This is a genomic window from Liquorilactobacillus sp. (genome assembly GCF_047719775.1).
Taxonomy (GTDB): Bacteria; Bacillota; Bacilli; order Lactobacillales; family Lactobacillaceae; genus Liquorilactobacillus.
Genome location: NZ_JBDNTS010000015.1, coordinates 1 through 17,035, shown reverse-complemented (window position 1 = coordinate 17,035; position 17,035 = coordinate 1). Strand labels below are relative to the sequence as shown.

At 34.9% G+C, this 17,035-nt stretch carries 19 protein-coding genes and 1 pseudogene; 3 read left to right on the top strand and 17 right to left on the bottom strand.

What is annotated here, in order from left to right; translation table 11 throughout:
* Window positions 1–185: 185 nt before the first annotated feature.
* The 3 genes from ABF682_RS08665 to ABF682_RS08655 all read right to left on the bottom strand — a co-directional run bounded on the left by ABF682_RS08665 (window position 186) and on the right by ABF682_RS08655 (window position 1,460).
* Window positions 186–281, bottom strand: coding sequence for a zinc ribbon domain-containing protein (locus ABF682_RS08665; RefSeq protein WP_354669247.1), 96 nt, complete (start codon window positions 279–281; stop codon window positions 186–188).
* Between the two features lie 103 nt (window positions 282–384).
* The gene (locus tag ABF682_RS08660; protein ID WP_415619550.1) at window positions 385–1,065 is read right to left on the bottom strand and encodes an RNA-guided endonuclease TnpB family protein; all 681 of its coding nucleotides are present in this window, start codon (window positions 1,063–1,065) and stop codon (window positions 385–387) included.
* Window positions 1,066–1,133: 68 nt separating this feature from the next.
* Entirely contained in the window at window positions 1,134–1,460 is a 327-nt protein-coding gene (locus ABF682_RS08655; RefSeq protein WP_415619549.1) for a helix-turn-helix domain-containing protein, read from the bottom strand.
* Window positions 1,461–1,545: 85 nt separating this feature from the next.
* Between ABF682_RS08655 and tnpA the strand changes: the two are divergent.
* Window positions 1,546–1,980 (top strand): annotated as a pseudogene (gene tnpA / locus ABF682_RS08650) (IS200/IS605 family transposase).
* A gap of 91 nt (window positions 1,981–2,071) precedes the next feature.
* Here the strand turns inward: tnpA and ABF682_RS08645 are convergent.
* The 6 genes from ABF682_RS08645 to ABF682_RS08620 are packed head-to-tail and all read right to left on the bottom strand — an operon-like array spanning window position 2,072 to window position 5,634.
* Window positions 2,072–2,227 (bottom strand): hypothetical protein, encoded by a 156-nt coding sequence (locus ABF682_RS08645; RefSeq protein WP_415619548.1) that lies wholly within the window; start codon window positions 2,225–2,227, stop codon window positions 2,072–2,074.
* 23 nt (window positions 2,228–2,250) lie between these two features.
* Window positions 2,251–3,087, bottom strand: a complete 837-nt coding sequence (locus ABF682_RS08640) for a PTS system mannose/fructose/sorbose family transporter subunit IID (protein ID WP_289978296.1) — start codon at window positions 3,085–3,087, stop codon at window positions 2,251–2,253.
* Window positions 3,088–3,094: 7 nt separating this feature from the next.
* Entirely contained in the window at window positions 3,095–3,916 is an 822-nt protein-coding gene (locus tag ABF682_RS08635) for a PTS mannose/fructose/sorbose transporter subunit IIC (RefSeq protein WP_354669248.1), read from the bottom strand.
* Window positions 3,916–4,407, bottom strand: a complete 492-nt coding sequence (locus ABF682_RS08630) for a mannose/fructose/sorbose PTS transporter subunit IIB (RefSeq protein ID WP_415619547.1) — start codon at window positions 4,405–4,407, stop codon at window positions 3,916–3,918. The genes ABF682_RS08635 and ABF682_RS08630 overlap by 1 nt, the downstream gene beginning before the upstream one ends.
* Window positions 4,407–4,823 (bottom strand): PTS sugar transporter subunit IIA, encoded by a 417-nt coding sequence (locus ABF682_RS08625; protein ID WP_415619546.1) that lies wholly within the window; start codon window positions 4,821–4,823, stop codon window positions 4,407–4,409. Before ABF682_RS08625 ends, ABF682_RS08630 begins: the two co-directional genes overlap by 1 nt.
* Window positions 4,824–4,836: 13 nt before the next feature.
* Window positions 4,837–5,634, bottom strand: coding sequence for an SDR family oxidoreductase (locus ABF682_RS08620; protein ID WP_415619545.1), 798 nt, complete (start codon window positions 5,632–5,634; stop codon window positions 4,837–4,839).
* Between the two features lie 174 nt (window positions 5,635–5,808).
* On the opposite strand from ABF682_RS08620, the gene ABF682_RS08615 reads away from it, so the two are divergent.
* Together ABF682_RS08615 and ABF682_RS08610 are read left to right on the top strand one after the other, a co-directional pair.
* Entirely contained in the window at window positions 5,809–6,786 is a 978-nt protein-coding gene (locus ABF682_RS08615) for a sugar-binding transcriptional regulator (protein WP_415619544.1), read from the top strand.
* Window positions 6,787–6,897: 111 nt separating this feature from the next.
* Entirely contained in the window at window positions 6,898–8,136 is a 1,239-nt protein-coding gene (locus ABF682_RS08610) for a zinc-binding dehydrogenase (RefSeq protein ID WP_415619543.1), read from the top strand.
* 202 nt (window positions 8,137–8,338) lie between these two features.
* Here the strand turns inward: ABF682_RS08610 and ABF682_RS08605 are convergent, their stop codons facing one another.
* The 8 genes from ABF682_RS08605 to ABF682_RS08570 all read right to left on the bottom strand — a co-directional run bounded on the left by ABF682_RS08605 (window position 8,339) and on the right by ABF682_RS08570 (window position 16,769).
* Window positions 8,339–9,526, bottom strand: coding sequence for an MFS transporter (locus tag ABF682_RS08605; RefSeq protein ID WP_289978282.1), 1,188 nt, complete (start codon window positions 9,524–9,526; stop codon window positions 8,339–8,341).
* A gap of 160 nt (window positions 9,527–9,686) precedes the next feature.
* Window positions 9,687–10,529, bottom strand: coding sequence for a dTDP-4-dehydrorhamnose reductase (rfbD, locus tag ABF682_RS08600; RefSeq protein WP_415619542.1), 843 nt, complete (start codon window positions 10,527–10,529; stop codon window positions 9,687–9,689).
* A 118-nt stretch (window positions 10,530–10,647) separates the two neighbouring features.
* Window positions 10,648–11,580 carry a glycosyltransferase gene (locus ABF682_RS08595; protein WP_415619541.1) on the bottom strand — a complete coding sequence of 311 codons (933 nt, stop codon included), beginning with the start codon at window positions 11,578–11,580 and terminating at the stop codon, window positions 10,648–10,650.
* A gap of 57 nt (window positions 11,581–11,637) precedes the next feature.
* Window positions 11,638–12,666 carry a dTDP-glucose 4,6-dehydratase gene (gene rfbB / locus ABF682_RS08590; protein ID WP_415619540.1) on the bottom strand — a complete coding sequence of 343 codons (1,029 nt, stop codon included), beginning with the start codon at window positions 12,664–12,666 and terminating at the stop codon, window positions 11,638–11,640.
* 11 nt (window positions 12,667–12,677) lie between these two features.
* The gene (rfbC, locus tag ABF682_RS08585; protein ID WP_415619539.1) at window positions 12,678–13,259 is read right to left on the bottom strand and encodes a dTDP-4-dehydrorhamnose 3,5-epimerase; all 582 of its coding nucleotides are present in this window, start codon (window positions 13,257–13,259) and stop codon (window positions 12,678–12,680) included.
* 2 nt (window positions 13,260–13,261) lie between these two features.
* Window positions 13,262–14,131 carry a glucose-1-phosphate thymidylyltransferase RfbA gene (rfbA, locus tag ABF682_RS08580; protein WP_289978269.1) on the bottom strand — a complete coding sequence of 290 codons (870 nt, stop codon included), beginning with the start codon at window positions 14,129–14,131 and terminating at the stop codon, window positions 13,262–13,264.
* A gap of 174 nt (window positions 14,132–14,305) precedes the next feature.
* Complete coding sequence (locus ABF682_RS08575; RefSeq protein WP_415619538.1) at window positions 14,306–15,304, bottom strand: beta-1,6-galactofuranosyltransferase; 999 nt, start codon at window positions 15,302–15,304, stop codon at window positions 14,306–14,308.
* Window positions 15,305–15,347: 43 nt separating this feature from the next.
* The gene (locus ABF682_RS08570; RefSeq protein WP_415619537.1) at window positions 15,348–16,769 is read right to left on the bottom strand and encodes a polysaccharide biosynthesis C-terminal domain-containing protein; all 1,422 of its coding nucleotides are present in this window, start codon (window positions 16,767–16,769) and stop codon (window positions 15,348–15,350) included.
* Between the last annotated feature and the right edge of the window lie 266 nt (window positions 16,770–17,035).

Genomic DNA, 17,035 nt, shown 5'->3' with positions numbered 1-17,035 from the left:
AGATTATAGGGTACACTATAAAAGTTTTTTTGGGGGGGTCACTATGTTTTGCCAGCCCTCTATTTGTTATGAATAAATGTATTTTGTGACTTACATCGGCACTAAAGTACCGAGCTTCTAGGAACAAGCATAACTTATCTCATACATTTCAGTATTCGACAGCGGTTTACTCTATTTACTATGGTTTAGCCCAAACCAAGTTTTAATATATTTTTACTTGCATTTACATCTCTATCTAGCTGTGTATGGCATTGAGGACAAGTCCAAGTGGTTGGGATCAAAAGCTCTCTATTTATTCCGTGTAAACGTGTTCCATAAGTCAAAATTCTCCGTCTAACTTCGAATCACTCATAGCAAAGTACTCGCTATGTTCGCAATTTCGAGTTAGTACTCAAATTTTCCCAACTTATGTCTCACTCTCTTACCATCATCATATCCACAATTAAAGCAGACTTGACCAGTCTTGTATGGATTAACCACACTAAGTATTTTGCCATACCAATTACATTTATATTCCAGCATTAATCTAAGCATTCTCCAAGATTGATTAGCGATTGCTCTAGCTAGTTTGTGATTCTTAATCATATTATTAGTTTTCAAACCTTCAATCACTATTTTGTCATAGTCTTTAACTAACTTGACGGTAAGCTTATGAAGATAATCTTTCCTCTGGTTAGCTATCTTTTCACTATATTTAGCTACCATCTGTTTAGCCTTGGTATAGTTCTTAAAGTTGGCTAGTTCTCTAGGTTCAACGACTTTGTTGTGTTTATCCCAAGCTATTTCTTTTTGTGCTAATAGTCTTCTTCTAGCTAGTCGTCTTTCCCAGTAGCGTTTCTTCTTAGCAAGAATCTGATCAAACCTAATTGTCGGATATTTAACAGCATCTGATGTGCTTATTAAATCGGCTATCCCCATATCCAAACCGACAGCTTGACTTGTCTTACCAAATTGTGTTTGGTTTTCACACTCAATTAGTAAAACACAGTAGAACTTCCCCGTTGGACTTAACTGGATAGTAGTCGACTTGATTTTGTCATCAGTGAACTTTCCTCTGTACTTCATAATACCTAATTTAGGCAGTTTCAAATAATAATTATAACATTGTTATTTATATATTTAGACTTAAAACTTTACTTTGGGAACTTTCGCGACTTAAATTTAGGATATCCCCCAAGCTTTTTAAAAAATCTTTGGAAAGCTACAGCTAGAGTTTCACAAGTGTCTTGCAGTGAAGTGCTTTCAGATTGTTTTAACCATGAATATTCTTTTTTTAATTGCCTTAATAAGAAGTTCATTGCAAAACCATTTAAGAACTTAGAATCTTTATTGTTTTTATAGTACTTACTTTGCATCTCCAACATCTGATTCCAAACAAATCTAGTCGCTCCAAAGTTCTCAACTATTTGTTTTTGTTGTTCTAAATTAGGATATATCCGTAGTTTAAGTCCTTGATACATTCAGATTCACCTCCGTTCTTATGATTTACTCAGCATAACATATGTTAATTTAAAGTCCGATATATTTATTGCTGTTATTAAGTGATTGGAGCTATACGCATGTTACAATCGAACCAATGTTTATGACTTTAATTTTCATTTAGTGTTTGTTACTAAATACAAAAAGAGTATTTTTACCAATGAACAAGCTAGAAGTGTTATGAAAGACATCTTGTACACAATAGCAAACAATAACAATACTGAAATTGAATATATTGAGGTTATGCCTGACCATGTTCATATGATGTTAAGTTTTTCTCCAAAACAGACACCCAGTTCCATTGTTAAGTCTTTTAAAGGAACAACTTCAGCTAGAGAGTGGTTTAAACAGTTTCCAGAAACAAAAGAATAGCTTTGGGAAGGACATCTATGGTCGCATAGCTATTTTATGAGTACTTTAGGAAATGTTTCAAAAGAAGTAGTTGCTAAATATATTGAGAATCAATTAACAGAATACAATTCTGGTCGGTCAAAGCCCTAATTCATCTTACGCTTAAAAGCATAAATTTTCTTAGTTACCGACCCTATAAAATCTATATAAGTTGGGATGATAACTAGAACATAAACACCAATCACAATAAGGTCATCAAAATTAGAATTCCTGCAACGATATATACATATTTCATATGATTATTATTTCTTTTACTTTTGTTTTCCTTAAAATACGCTAAAACACCAGCTAAAGTCAAAAGAATTCCAACTATAAAAACTAAAAAATTACTATTCATGTTAATCACATCCTAAACTAAATTCATTTTAAGATTCCAAAACCGTATCCAATAATTCCAACTGCAAATAATGCAAAAATCAAAATAATTGGATTTACCTTTTTTCTTAATAAATACATCATTAAAACTGTTAATCCTAGCGCTGGCAAACCAGGACAGAGTTCATCTAATATATTTTGCAATGTTGTGATCGTTGTTTTTCCAGCTACTGTCGTTTTTGAAATTACTAATGGAATATTGATAGTCGTCCATTTATTTACCAAGACTCCCATAATGAATAGGCCAAGAACAGATGCACCCTCAGTTAATTTTGGTAACAAGTTTCCTGAAATATCTTTTACTAGCCCTAATCCACGATTCAATCCAATTTGAAGCCCATACCACTTCAATGAAAGCCTGACACCATTAAATGCCAAAAAGAAGATTAATGGACCAAACCACGAACCCGATAGCGCTAAAGACGCACCCAACGCTGCTAAAATAGGTCGTAGAGTTCCCCACATTAATGGATCTCCTACACCTGCTAAGGGTCCCATTAACCCGACTTTCAAACTTTGAATCGTACTTTCGTCAATATCTTCTCCACTTGCTTTTCCTTTTTCTAAAGCCATTGTCACACCAACGATAGGTCCGCATACCGCTGGTGTTGTATTGAAGAATACTAAATGTCGCTTGAGTGCCTTGACCTGTTCATCCTTTGTCTTATAAACTCTCCTGATTGTTGGAATCATGTCAACACAAAATGCCAGACCATGAATTGTCTCATAATTAAAAGATGCTTGTTGAAAATTCTCAAAAATAAACGTTTGCATGATATCTTTTTTTGTTAAGTCTGTTTTTTCATCTTTCACCGTAGTCATCCCCTTCCTAGTCCTCCAACTCATCATCTGCTAATTCAGATTCTTGGTTAAGATTCTTACTTCCATTCGCATTGTTTTTTAAATTTGGCAGTGAAAACTTTGGATTCAATTGGACATAAATTATTGCAAATACCAGCCCAACAACACCAAATGCTAATAGACTCAGCTTCAAGTATCCTCCTAAAACAAAACCTAAATAGAAGAATGGCATCAGATATTTTACACTCATCATGTTAAGAATCATTGCATAACCTACAACCACAATGAAGCCACCCGCAACGGTCAAACCGCCGGTAACAACTGCCGGTAAAGCATTCAACATCGTTTTTACCATGTCTGGGCTCACAAATATTGCAACTATAGTGGTTGGAATTGATACCCTTAAAGCCTGAACAAATAATGCAGAGAAATGCAGTGCAATGATCTTATTAAACTTTGCCTCTTCAGCCATCTTAACGGCTGCATGTTGAAAAATAACGGTAATTGTTCTGGCAAAAACAGTTAATACTTGACCTGCGGCAGCTACGGGCAATGCAATTGCAATCCCCTTTTGAATATCTTGCCCGCCGATAATTACTAAAATAGTAGCAATTGTACTGGCAAGTGCTGAATCTGGGGACTGTGCTGCTCCGATATTCATCCAGCCTAATGCAATCAGTTCAAGTGTCCCACCTAGGATTAAGCCCTTTGCTGGATCACCTAAAATAATTCCCATGACACTACAAGCTATTAAGGGTCTGTGTGTTTGAAATTCATCCAAAACACTGCCTGCTCCCGTAATAGATGACCATATAAAGACCAATATGATTTGTATAACAGACATAAATATCACTCCTTAAATTTTTCTGCAATTTTGTCCATGAAATTTGTATGCGGATCTGATTCAACGACCTGCAAATCTAAATGCACACCCAGACTATTCAGTTCTTTGAATGCCGCAACATCTGCACTATCAACAGAAATAGATTTAGTGACTTGCGTTTTCCCTTCTCTAAACTGCATTCCACCAATATTCAAATTATTTAAAGAAACTCCTCCTTTAACCAAGTTCAAAACTTCGCTCGGTTTTGTGAATAGATAGAATACTTTTTCATCTGCATATTTAGGATTGTTGTAAACTGCTATTGCTTTTGCGACGTTTACAATATTGACTTTCATCCCTGGTGGACACGCTTGCTTTAATAAAGTCTTACGAATGTCATCTTGATACACATCTGCATCAACGATAATAATCCTGTCAGCTTTTGACTTTTTTGACCATACCGTTGTCACTTGTCCATGAATAAGTCGATCATCTATCCTCGCCAATGTTATTATCATTAGAATTCCTCCTCATCTTGTTCTGTTAAAGACTTACTCAATACCCTTGTGTAGTCTTTACTATTTTGTAAAATCAGATTTACCAGCTCCTTTACGCTCATTGTCTTTTTATTCATTGCAACTTCTAGACATATTGGAAGTGACATCCCTGAAATAACATCAGTAATTTTGTTTTCCAGAGACCTTGTTGCGACTGCGTTATATGGTGTACCCGAATAGAGATCAGCAATTGCTAAAATTTCTTCATTCTTATCAAACTTTTCCAATAAATCATCAATTTTAGCTTTCAAACTATCTAGACCTTCATTTGGTAAAAAAGTTATTGGATAAAAATCTTCAGTTTCTCCAACTATCATCTCAACAGCTTTTTGCATACTAATTGCTGTATTATAATGACCAATTAAAATAACTTTCATGGTCTTCCTCCTTCTACCCTCTTGATTTTCCACCGGCTACGTTGACTGTTACACCAGTGATATAACTTGCCTTGTCAGACAGTAAGAACGCTACAAAGGTTGCAACTTCACTCAATTTTCCACTTCGACCCAGTGGTGTTGTACTTGTACTTTGATAGCCTTCTCTCAATTTTTCAACAGTAATTCCGCGTGTATATGCCAATGCTTTTTCATAACCTTCAGTGCGCAGACCTGTTGCCTCCATAATTCCTGGGGCGACCCCAACAACTCGAACATTGTATTTTCCAAGTTCCTTTGCCCATGAACGGCTTAACCCATTTATCGCCGCTTTTGTTCCTGCATAAATACCTTGCCCTTGGGAGCCTTCCAAGCTTGCTTCAGAGGACATGTTAATTATCACTCCACTTTTTTTCTTGGCTAGTACTCGTGCGACCGCTTGCGACATGAGTAAAACACTTTTTACATTAATTGAAAAAATCTTATTGAATGTCTCTTCATTTAACTCATATTCTCCCTTAGGATCGTCCAAATCCACCAAGAGTTTTGGTAAATTTATTCCTGCGTTATTAATGACACCATCGATGTCTTTAAAAGTATCCAGTGTTTCTTTAACTGTATTTTCTATCTGTGCCAAAGATGTCACATCAGTTTTTATAAAATGAAGATTATCATGCACATAATCCATTTTTTTTAAATCTGCATTCACCACTTTTGCTCCATCATTGAGTAATTCTTTCACTATTGCTTTCCCAATCCCAGATGATCCTCCAGTTACAATATAAACTTTATCTTTCAAATTCAACCAATCCATAATATTAAATCCTCCTTCTATCATTTGTGAAAAAACTGTTTTTTGACTTGTTGGAAGTCATAATAATTTTCTAATTCCTTTACAACCAATATCTTAAGACCGCCCCTAAAATATGTAAACGCTTTTTTAAATTACTCACATTTGTGATAAAATGTTCAAAAGGAGTGATTTATAATGACATATTCAGATAAAAAACAAATCGAACGGTTGCTCAGAATCTCTAATCTGTACTACAACCAAGGACTTTCACAAAAAAATATTTCCGATCTTTTGCATATTCATAGGACAGAAATAAGCCGACTACTAAAGAGAGCTAAAGATATGGGTATCGTAAAAGTTACAATTAATAATCCGTTAGAAAGGGAAACAGTCGAATTGGAAGACTTTCTATGCCAAAACTTTCATTTAAAAAAAGCCATTGTCTCATCCACAGAAAAAAACAGTTCGTATAACGACGACCTAGAGAGCGTATCAATATCTGCAAATAATCTTATAAATGAACTAATCAAAAACGGTAGTGTTATCGGACTTTCCTGGGGTGAAACATTAAAAAACACTGTTTCGAATTTTTCACTTGAAAAACAAATTTCAAATGTCTCAGTTGTCCCTCTGATTGGAAGCCCCATGGGACAACTTGATATTTCATGTCAGGCAAACCATTTAGTACATCAGATGTGCGAAAAAATTCCACACTCCAACATGTTTTACTTAGATTCTCCTGTTTTTATTAATTCAGAATCAGCAATGAGAGAGATTTTAGCAACAGCAACAAATCGTAATTCAGTTCAGATGTGGGATAAAGTTGACATTGCATTGGTTGGGATAGGTAGTGCAAAAATGACAGATAACTATAATTGGCGCGAATTCTACAAAAGAAATGGTTCTGGAAAAATATATCAAAAATCAATGGTGGGAGATGTTCTCTCACAATCCTTTTCAATCAATGGTGATGAGTGCCAGGAAATTTATCCAAACCTTGTTGGGGCGAGTTTGTCAAAATTACGAAAGATAAAAAATGTTGTGGGCATAGCTGCTGGAGAGAAAAAAGTTGAGGCTCTAATTGGTTGTTTGAATGCACAGCTGCTTGACTATCTTGTAACAACTGACGAGGTCGCAAAAATAATTAAAAAAATAGTTTTATCACAAACGTGAGTTTTAATATTATTTAATAATAGCCCTGAAATTTAGTGATATCATGATTTTGTTGGAAGCCATATTATAATAACTTCTTTATTTCACAAAAATGAAGGGTGGAATACAAATATGAAAAGCATTGGACTTAGATTATACGGAAAAGAAGATTTAAGGATTGAAGAATTCGAATTACCGGCTATCACTGAAGATGAAATCTTGGCAACGGTCGTAAGTGATACTATGTGTATGTCTTCATGGAAATTAGTCAAGGAGGGGGAAAATCACAAAAAGACTCCGAATAACCTTGCTAAGAACCCAGTTTTGATTGGCCATGAATTTTCTGGCAAATTATTGAAGGTCGGTAAAAATTTACAGCAGAAATTCAGTGCAGGTGAAGACTATGTTGTCCAGCCAAACCTAGCACGCGATGATACTCCCTTTGTTCCAGGATATTCATATCCATATATTGGCGGGGATGCAACCGTTGTCGTAATTCCTAAAGAAGTAATGGATTTGAATTGCCTGATTACTTTCCATGGACAAGCATACTATGAAGGCTCCTTGTGTGAACCTTTAAGTTGTGTAATTGCTGCATTTGATGCACAATTCCATTTGATTCCACATACTTACAACCACAAAATGGGAATTAAAGAACGTGGAAATATGTTGATGCTTGGTGGCACCGGTCCAATGGGGCTACTTGCTATCGATTATGCAATTCATTCAGATATCAAGCCAAAAACTTTAGTAATAACTGATATTAATCAAGAAAAATTAGATCGTGCTAAACACTTGTACCCTTCAGATGAAGTCGAAATGATTTTTTTGAACGTAAACAATTTATCTATCAGTGAACAACAAGAGTTATTATCTTCAGCAGTTAATGGGGCTGGCTACGATGATGTCTTCTCAATGATCAGCGTCTCTCCAATTGTTACTCTAGCAGGCAAATTATTGGCTCCAGACGGTTGCTTGAATCAATTTGCTGGCCCGATGAACAAGGACTTTAATGCAACACTGAATTTTTATGATGTTCACTATAACTTCACACATGTTACAGGAACATCTGGAGGAAATGCAGAAAATGAAGCAAAGGCTGCTCAAATAATAGCCAGTGGAAAATTAGATGTTGCAAAAGTAATCACACATGTTTTAGGACTCGACTCTGCTGCTGAGACAACTTTGGCACAGCCAGATATTGGCGGCGGGAAAAAGCTTACCTATCCCGGAAAAAAATTCGACAGAATTGAACTGGCCAAAGTTGATGCAAATTCTGAACTTGGTAAAATTTTAGTTAAACATGGTGGAATTTGGTCTCCAGAAGCAGAACAATGGATTCTTTCAAATATGCCTGACATTTCCATCTAAAATGCTATAAAACAAACAATATCTTTTTTTACTGGGAACTGGATCAAAAGTCAAACTTTGTCCAATCCCAGTATTTATTTTAGAAAAATATTTTCCATTAAATTAAACTTCTCCGTCCGATTGTAAATTTAAAATAAAAAAACGAGGAGCTATAATGCGCTGATATACGCATCTATAACTTCTCGTTTCATTTTTATATTTGTTATTTATTTATTGCCTGGATAATATTCTTACTACACACTAGTACACCCATTACAATTCCTATAATTCCAAATGCAATTGCAAAACCAACCTGATCAATCATCCATCCAACAACTGGAAATAGAACGATCATAAACGCTGAAAAAATTACACTTGCAACACTCAACAACGTTGCTCTCTGTTTTGACTCAATTAATTTGTTATAGTAATTACTAAACAATGGACCAACGATCGCACTTAATGCCTTGAGGAGCATGAATAATAAAAGCATAATTATCCCATTTCTAAAAAAGATTAATGGAATCAACCCAAGGATTGGTACTATTAGAAAACGTAGAATATTAAGCTGGCTAAAACGATTTGTAATCCTTGGCGTTACACTAATAGCGAGTACAGCTATAACTGAAGAAATGACCATAATTCCAGAAATCATGACTCCAGAAAAATTATTACTCTTCATAACAGATTGGTAGTAATAATAGTAACTTGTACAAATCAAATCAATCATAGCCTGATAGATCATCAAGTTACGCAAGAACTTCTCTTTCTTCAAAATGCGCCACGAAGACCTAATCAATTCACTAATTGTCAGTTCTGCTTCTTTCTCAGTATCGATTTGAATCTGTGCAGTTTTCAGTGGCTCTTTCAAAAACAACACTGAAATAAGTGCCAAGAATCCAACCAAAATCGCAATTACATAGGTTAGTTCAAAATGCCAATGTACAAGGAACCCTGCGATAACAACACCTATTGTATCTGCAACTTCAAAAATAATCTCTGTTTTACTAATAATCTTTGGAAAATCCGAAGTTTGCTTGCTCTCAATTAGTGAATCATACATCATCGCATCAATCGTTCCTGATTGCAGGTTATACGAAAATGCACTTAATATAAAACTAAATGCAAAAAGCCAAAATGATTGTGCAAGTAGCATTATCACAGCTGATAGAATTGACATGAGCCTACCTGCAATTAGGACTGTTTTGTAAGAAAAGCGATCAGCTAGTAGTCCACTTGGCACTTCGAACAAAAAACTTCCAATGTGAAAAATACTTTCACATAATCCGACTTCAAACAATGTCAGCCCTGCATGTTGCAGATAAATTACCCAAAGTCCGGTTACTCCAAAGAAAGAAAAAAAGCTGTAATAGTAACTATATTTGATATTTTTATGATATTTAATTTTCAATTTTTACACTCCAATGATTTAGAAGATTATTAAAACCTTCTCTTTTTTATATTCATTAGAGTGTTACAACATATGTGATATACTTTTTCTTTGCTAACCAGTCATGCATTTTTTATTCACCTACCAAAAAGGAGCGCTAAGTCACTCTTTTTGAATCTTTTTATTTATCAACACTTTGTAGCATTCTAGCAAGTGCTTCTTGCCATGTTGGAATTTCAAATCCTGTAGCTTTTGCCTTGCTCAAATCCATAATCGAATGAGCAGGTCTCGTTGCCTTTTGTGGAAATTGTACACTTGTTAGTGGCTCCACTTCAACTTTGTCATTCTTTAAGATTTCACTTGCAAAATCATACCACGTGCAGGCATTATCGTTTGAGAGGTGATAAACCCCGTAATCAGCGTGATTTTCAACTGTATACGTCATAAATTCTGCAAGTGTTCTCGTCCAAGTAGGTCTTCCAAATTGGTCAGCTACAACTGTTATCTTTGGATGCAGCTTTGCAAGTCGCTGCATCGTAAAAACAAAATTCTTACCATATTTACCAAACACCCATGATGTTCTGATAATATAGTATTTGCTTGCAAAATTTTGAATTGCTTTCTCACCGGCAAGTTTTGCCTTACCATACTCATTCAGCGGGTTAGTTTGTGCGTCAACCTTATATTCTCCAGCAGTTAAATTACCATCAAAAACATAATCGGTACTAATGTATATAATAGTCGCCGCAACCTTTGCAGCCGCCTTAGCAATATTTTCAGTACCAATTTTATTAACCAAGTAATTTAATTCTTTGCCCTCATCTTCAGCGGCATCTACCGCTGTATAAGCCGCACAATGATAAATTACTGTAGGCCTAAGTTTCTGAACATATTGCAAGACACTCTGCTCATCAGTAATATTCAATTCTTTCGAACTCGGTGCAAGATACTCGACTTTCTTTTCATCAAACAAGTGCCGTAATTCCGAACCAAGTTGTCCACTTCCACCTGTAACTAGTATCACTTTGTCACCTTCTTACTTATTTTAAAGTACATAACACAACATAATCAAATTCAAAAATTAGGCAATAAAAGCTCCAAGTATTTTTAAAAAATAAATCATTAATTAGTTTCTGAATTATCTAATAGAACTCTGCTTGAATATCCTTTAATTCTTTGTCGAACAATTCCAAAATTAACTCATCGCTTTGCTTTCTGTAAAGATGTCCTAACTCTTCATTTTTTCCCTCAAAACTTAAATCAGAAGATTTATCTTCTTTATGGTCAATAGAAATATCTGGTATAAATAGCATTTTTAGTTTTGCTTTTTCAAACAATATTTTCAGAACCATTTCCTCTCCATAAAGAAATGTTTTTGGATATAAATATGGGAAAACCCGAAAATAATTTGATGTCAGTAGAATTGCAGATCCATGAAGCAAATTTTTCTTACTCAAAATTTGTTTGCTTTCACATGAAGTAAGCAAATTATCCTTCTCATTTTTTTTAATTAACAAGTTTTCCTGATACTTTATTTTGAAATTTTTTAATGAAAAAAAGAACGAGCTTTTAAGTAATTCATTCTTTACTTTTTGTTTAAAGCTTGGCTCTTGAGGTTCTAAACTTTGTATTTCTGAAATAATACTTTTTTTTGAAAAATCCCAAAAAGCAGGATTTTGATTTTTAAAAAGCTTCCCTATAATTGAAGTTCCCACAGCCCCGACATCTGCTGCAATAGATTGCCTTTGGAGCTTGTCCAAAAATGTAGAATCCGAAAATACTAAATCATTATTACATAACAAAATATTATCGATATATAATTTGTTTTTCAAAAAATTAATTCCTAGATTATTTCCCCTAGCAAAGCCTAAGTTCTTGTCACTTTGTATTAAAAAAATATTGTCAGAATTACCGATTTCTTTTTTTATTTTCCTAACTGAGCTATTATTCGATCCATTATCAACAATCACAATCGAGATATTTTTAACAGTTTGTGCCTTAAGCGAATTAAGACACTCAATAGTATCCTCGTAATTCAAATAATTTAATAAAATAATCCCCATTTTTTTTATCAAACAATTCATCCCCAATTAAGCAACAAATTTATATGCATATCTGGTTTTAAAAATTATTTATTGCCCATTCTTTGCGTAGTTTTCTTCAACTTTTGCCTTCACTGACTTCCACCAATCTTCATTCTCCGTGTACCACTTGATTGTCTCGGCTAATCCTTCACGAAAATCTGTGAACTGTGGCTTCCATCCTAATTCTGTCCGTAATTTTGTTGAATCAATCGCGTAACGCAAATCATGCCCAGGACGATCTGCTACGTGTTCATAGTCATCTTTTGCGTGCCCCATCAATTCAAGAATCATTTCCATGACAGCCTTATTATCTTGTTCACCATCTGCACCAATCAGATAAGTCTCACCGATTTTCCCTTTTGTCAGGATTGTCCAGACTGCCGATGAATGGTCATTCGTATGAATCCAGTCACGGACATTCTTGCCAGTTCCATATAATTTGGGCTTGATTCCACTCAAAACATTAGTAATCTGGCGCGGGATGAATTTCTCAATGTACTGATATGGGCCGTAGTTATTCGAGCAATTTGAGATCGTTGCTTGTAATCCAAATGATCTGACCCAAGCTCTGACCAATAAATCTGAGCCTGCTTTAGTTGAGGAATAAGGACTTGATGGCCGATATGGCATCTCTGGTGTGAACTTCTCACCAATACCTTCTCCATGACCTGGTAAGTCTGCACGTAACGGAAGATCACCATAGACTTCATCCGTTGAAACATGATGGTAACGGACATGATACTTACGACAAGCTTCAATCAATGTATATGTTCCAATCAAATTGGTCTGAATAAATGGTGTGGGATCCTTCAACGAATTATCGTTATGCGATTCAGCTGCATAATGCACCACTGCATCTGCTTTTTGAACCAATGAGTTAACCAATGGTGCATCTACGATATCTCCCACAACTAATTCAACACGCTCAGCTGGTAATCCAGCCAGATTTTCCCGATTGCCTGCATACGTCAGCTTATCTAAAACTATCACATGTATATCTGGATGGTTATCAACAACGTAATGTACAAAGTTAGAACCAATAAAACCTGCTCCACCTGTCACAATAATATTTTTCATGACCAATCCCCCTATATCTCGCCGTAGACAAACGGATTATTTGCTTCAAATTCCTTGAATGTTGGGTGTTTCTTATCTTTTTCTGAGAGAATGGCATTTTCAAGATCAATTGGCCAGTTAATTGCCAAGGTTGGATCGTCAAAAGCAATTCCACCATCTGCTTGTGCATTATAATAGTTATCACACTTGTATAAGAAATTAACGTTATTCGTCAAAGTCACAAAACCATGTGCAAAGCCACGAGGCACAAGTAACTGACGATGATTACTCTCCGAAAGAATATAACCTTCCGATTCGCCATAAGTTGGACTGCCCTTGCGAACATCAACAATCACATCAAGTACCGCACCTGTGACAACCCGTATTAACTTCGTTTGAGCAGCTTTACCACGTTGAAAATGCAAACCACGCAAGACACCAGCTTGACTTGACAATGAGTGATTATCTTGAATAAAGTTGAAGTCTATCCCTGCAGCTTTGAAGTCTTCATCTGAATAACTTTCAGTAAAGAATCCTCGGTTATCACCAAACACCGCTGGTTCAACTATTTTGACATCTTGTAACTTTGTTTCTGTAATCTTAAGCTTTCCCATCTTTAACCCTCACTTACTAATCTTAGTAAATATTGACCATATTGATTCTTCTTCAATGGTTGGGCCAATACCGCTAGCTGTTCTTTATTGATGTAACCCATGCGATATGCAATTTCTTCTAAGCATGCGACCTTTTGATTTTGCCGCTTCTCAATCGTTGCAATAAATGATGATGCCTCAAGTAATGATTCATGTGTTCCTGTGTCTAACCAGGCAAAACCGCGACCCATCAATTCAACTGACAGCGCTCCACGTGAAAGATATTCTTTATTGACATCAGTGATTTCCAGCTCTCCGCGTGGTGACGGTTTAATATTCTTCGCAATTTCGACGACATCATTGTCATAGAAATACAAACCCGTGACCGCATAATGTGACTTCGGATGTGTCGGCTTTTCCTCAATTGATAAAGCATTCATGTCCTTATCGAAGTCAACCACACCAAAACGCTCTGGATCATTTACATGATAACCAAAGACCGTTGCGCCGTGTTCCTTTTCAGCAGCACGCTGCAGCATCTTAGAGAGACCGCCACCATAATAGATATTATCTCCCAAAACAAGGCAAACACTATCGTCACCGATAAAATCCGCTCCTAAAATGAAAGCCTGCGCTAATCCTTCCGGCTTTGGCTGAACTTTATACTCAATATGTAGCCCAATTTCATGTCCGTCTCCAAATAATTCTTCGAATCTCGACTCATCTTGTGGCGTTGAGATAATCAAGATATCCTTAATTCCCGCTAACATCAATGTTGACATTGGATAGTAGATCATCGGCTTATCATAAATTGGCATCAATTGTTTTGATGTCGCACGTGTCAATGGATATAAGCGTGTACCTGACCCACCGGCTAATATTATTCCCTTCATGTCTGTCCTCCAAAAAATAAATATTATTTTTTAATTTCCAGTATAGATTGTAACATAAACTAAAATTTTAAAGTACATCTTAGTAGTTCCACCTATGCAACTTTCTTGCAAATCAAAGTTAGATGCATATTCAATCAAATATCAATATAAAAAAGTCATAATTATATCTAAAAATTAAATTTCTTTAATTTTCTCAACAACTTGTTTTGTATAATATCCTGCACGTATTTTTTTGGCTATCTCATCAACATTAGCCTTCATTAACTGGTAATCATAAGGAGTAACTTTATCAAGAGCATTATCCAACTCAGATAAATTATTAATAGTAATTCCAATTTTGTTATTAATAACAAAATCGGCTAAAGCTGCCTGCTTCCAAATAATTATTGGTATTCCTGAGCTAATATACAACGAGGTTTTATGAGGGTTATTAAATAATAGATAGTGCCCATAGGTACCTGCACAAGTTGTAACTTCAGGTCCATCCCAAATTAAACCAAAATTTTGTGTCAAGTGCCTTGATAATTCTTCTGGGGAGTATTGACCCCCGTAAATGATATTTTTCGAATGTTGCTTTGGCATATCAGGTCCAAAAGTGTAAAGTTTATTTTTTGTCTTTACTTTGGTCAGAAAAGTTGACTTAAAAAGTGCCCCAGCAAAACAAATAGTTTTCTCATAAGAATGCAATTTCTGAATAGCTTGTGGATTATCATAATCAAAAATTCCTAATACAATCATTGGCACAGTGACTTTTTGATTGACTAGCCAAATACGCATTTTTTCATTATGTACAACAAGTATATTTGCCTGATTAAACAAATCAATTTCCCAACTGGTAGTCTCTTGATCACGACCATTTTGCAAACTTTGAATATCATGAATCCAGATTATTAATCTTCCCTTTTTTTCCAATTTCAAGCGATGAACAAATTTTCCGACCATATATTGCGAGGGAATTGGATACTGCATTATCACATCATGAATATCATTCTTCTTAAAAAAATTCATTAAATGAAAATGAGTATACCAAAGCTTTGCCAATTTATTTTTCTGATAAGGATTGACTTTGAATGATTCATAGTTTTCTTGTTTCAAATACTTAATGATATCTTCTTTTGCTTTACCACCACCCATTTTCCCAGGATCGTTTGAAGTAACAACATAATTCACCATTAAAATTCTCCTCAAAATTAAAGCTAGTTTTTAAAATTAACTGCTATTTATTTTTTTTCCAAAAAACTTCTTTCGCCTTGTCCACAATTGTAGGTTGCAAAAGTAAAGTCATACCAAAATAGATAATTGACCCCAAAACAACTTCTGCAAAAATTGAAAATACGCTTGTGTGTACAGTGTTATTGATTTTAAAAACGGGAATAAACATTACAATCCCAGCAACCAGATATTTCCCTACATTTTGAAATAACTTGCGATAACTAACAAGCTTTCTGATTGTCCATAATTGATACCCCGTTACACATACTTCGGAAAAGACAGTTGCAATCATAGCTCCTGACAATCCCCAAAAATAAATTAAAGGAAAATTCAAAATAATATTTACAATAGCTCCCACAATAACTGAAGTTGTATATTCTCGCGTATGATTCGTTGGCAGCAAATATTGCGTCCCAATTGCATTGCTCCACCCAATTAGGACAATTACTGGTGTTTCTAATAACATTGCCCCCCCTACGGGTCCAAACCCAGTTCCATAAAAATAAGGACCTAAGTGTAATGAGAGACCAGCGAGACCAAACATCATCGCAAACGTTAAAAAAGAAATGAAATCAAATGAATCGTATAACATTCGATTTATTTTTTCTTTCTGACCATTCGCAAAAGCATTTGCAACATGCGGCAACATCACAGTTCCAGTGGCTGTTGCCAAAGCTAAAACTGTTTTAATAATTGTATCTGCGTTGTTATAATAACCTGAGTTGACTGTACTTGTCATTTTACCCAGCATTGTCTTATTCAAGACTACGTAAACGCTAACAGCAATCTGAGGAACAAAAAGCATAACAGAAGGTCTAATATGTTTCAGCGGATGCAACTTTTTCAGTGGTACTTTAACAATAATTTCTTTGAGAAAAGGCCAAAGTGTCAAGTTCCCCAGCAAAGCCCCTAAACCAAGAATAATAATATAAATTCCTAAATCATTCTTATTTTTTACAAAAGCAAAAATTGCTATTAGAGAAATAATTTTTACTAAAGTATTTCTCGTAACCGTCTTTTTAAAATCTTCTAGTCCCATATAAAGCCATGATATATCCAAAACAACTGCTAATAAATTAATTGATTGAAAAATCATTAGTGTTGGATAGTTACTAAAAGGAAGATAAATAAAAAAAGCAAGATATGCTAAGACCACCGTCACAACACGTAAAATTGTAATTTCCCAAAAAGTTCTTGACATTTCTAATTTATTCTCTCGCTGATAAGCAATTTGCCGATTACCATACAAATTAATTCCTAAACTTCCAAACAAAATAAAATACGTAATAATTGAATTGGTATATGCATTAATCCCAACACCTGTCTTAGTTAAAACTCGACTAATATATGTTGCTGTAACTAAGGGTAAAATTACTAGTAATAGCTGGTATCCAGCATTATACAAGTAGTTGCGAATAACTTTCATAACTTGCTCCTTAATATTTTCACCAATGTATTTCTAATTATGTGAATACATTGCTTATAATTTAACAAAATTTTTTTTTAACCGATTACTTTATATAGTCCTTAAAAACTAAACCGAGAATAATTATAACTGATTATTTCACAAACCTCAAACAAGCGTTACAAATTGAGAACAATCAAAAGAAATTCTTCATACTTTATTTTTTCGATAATTGGGCCTAGAATAAAAAGTGTACAAGTTAAATAGAGACTCTGATTTAGTATAAT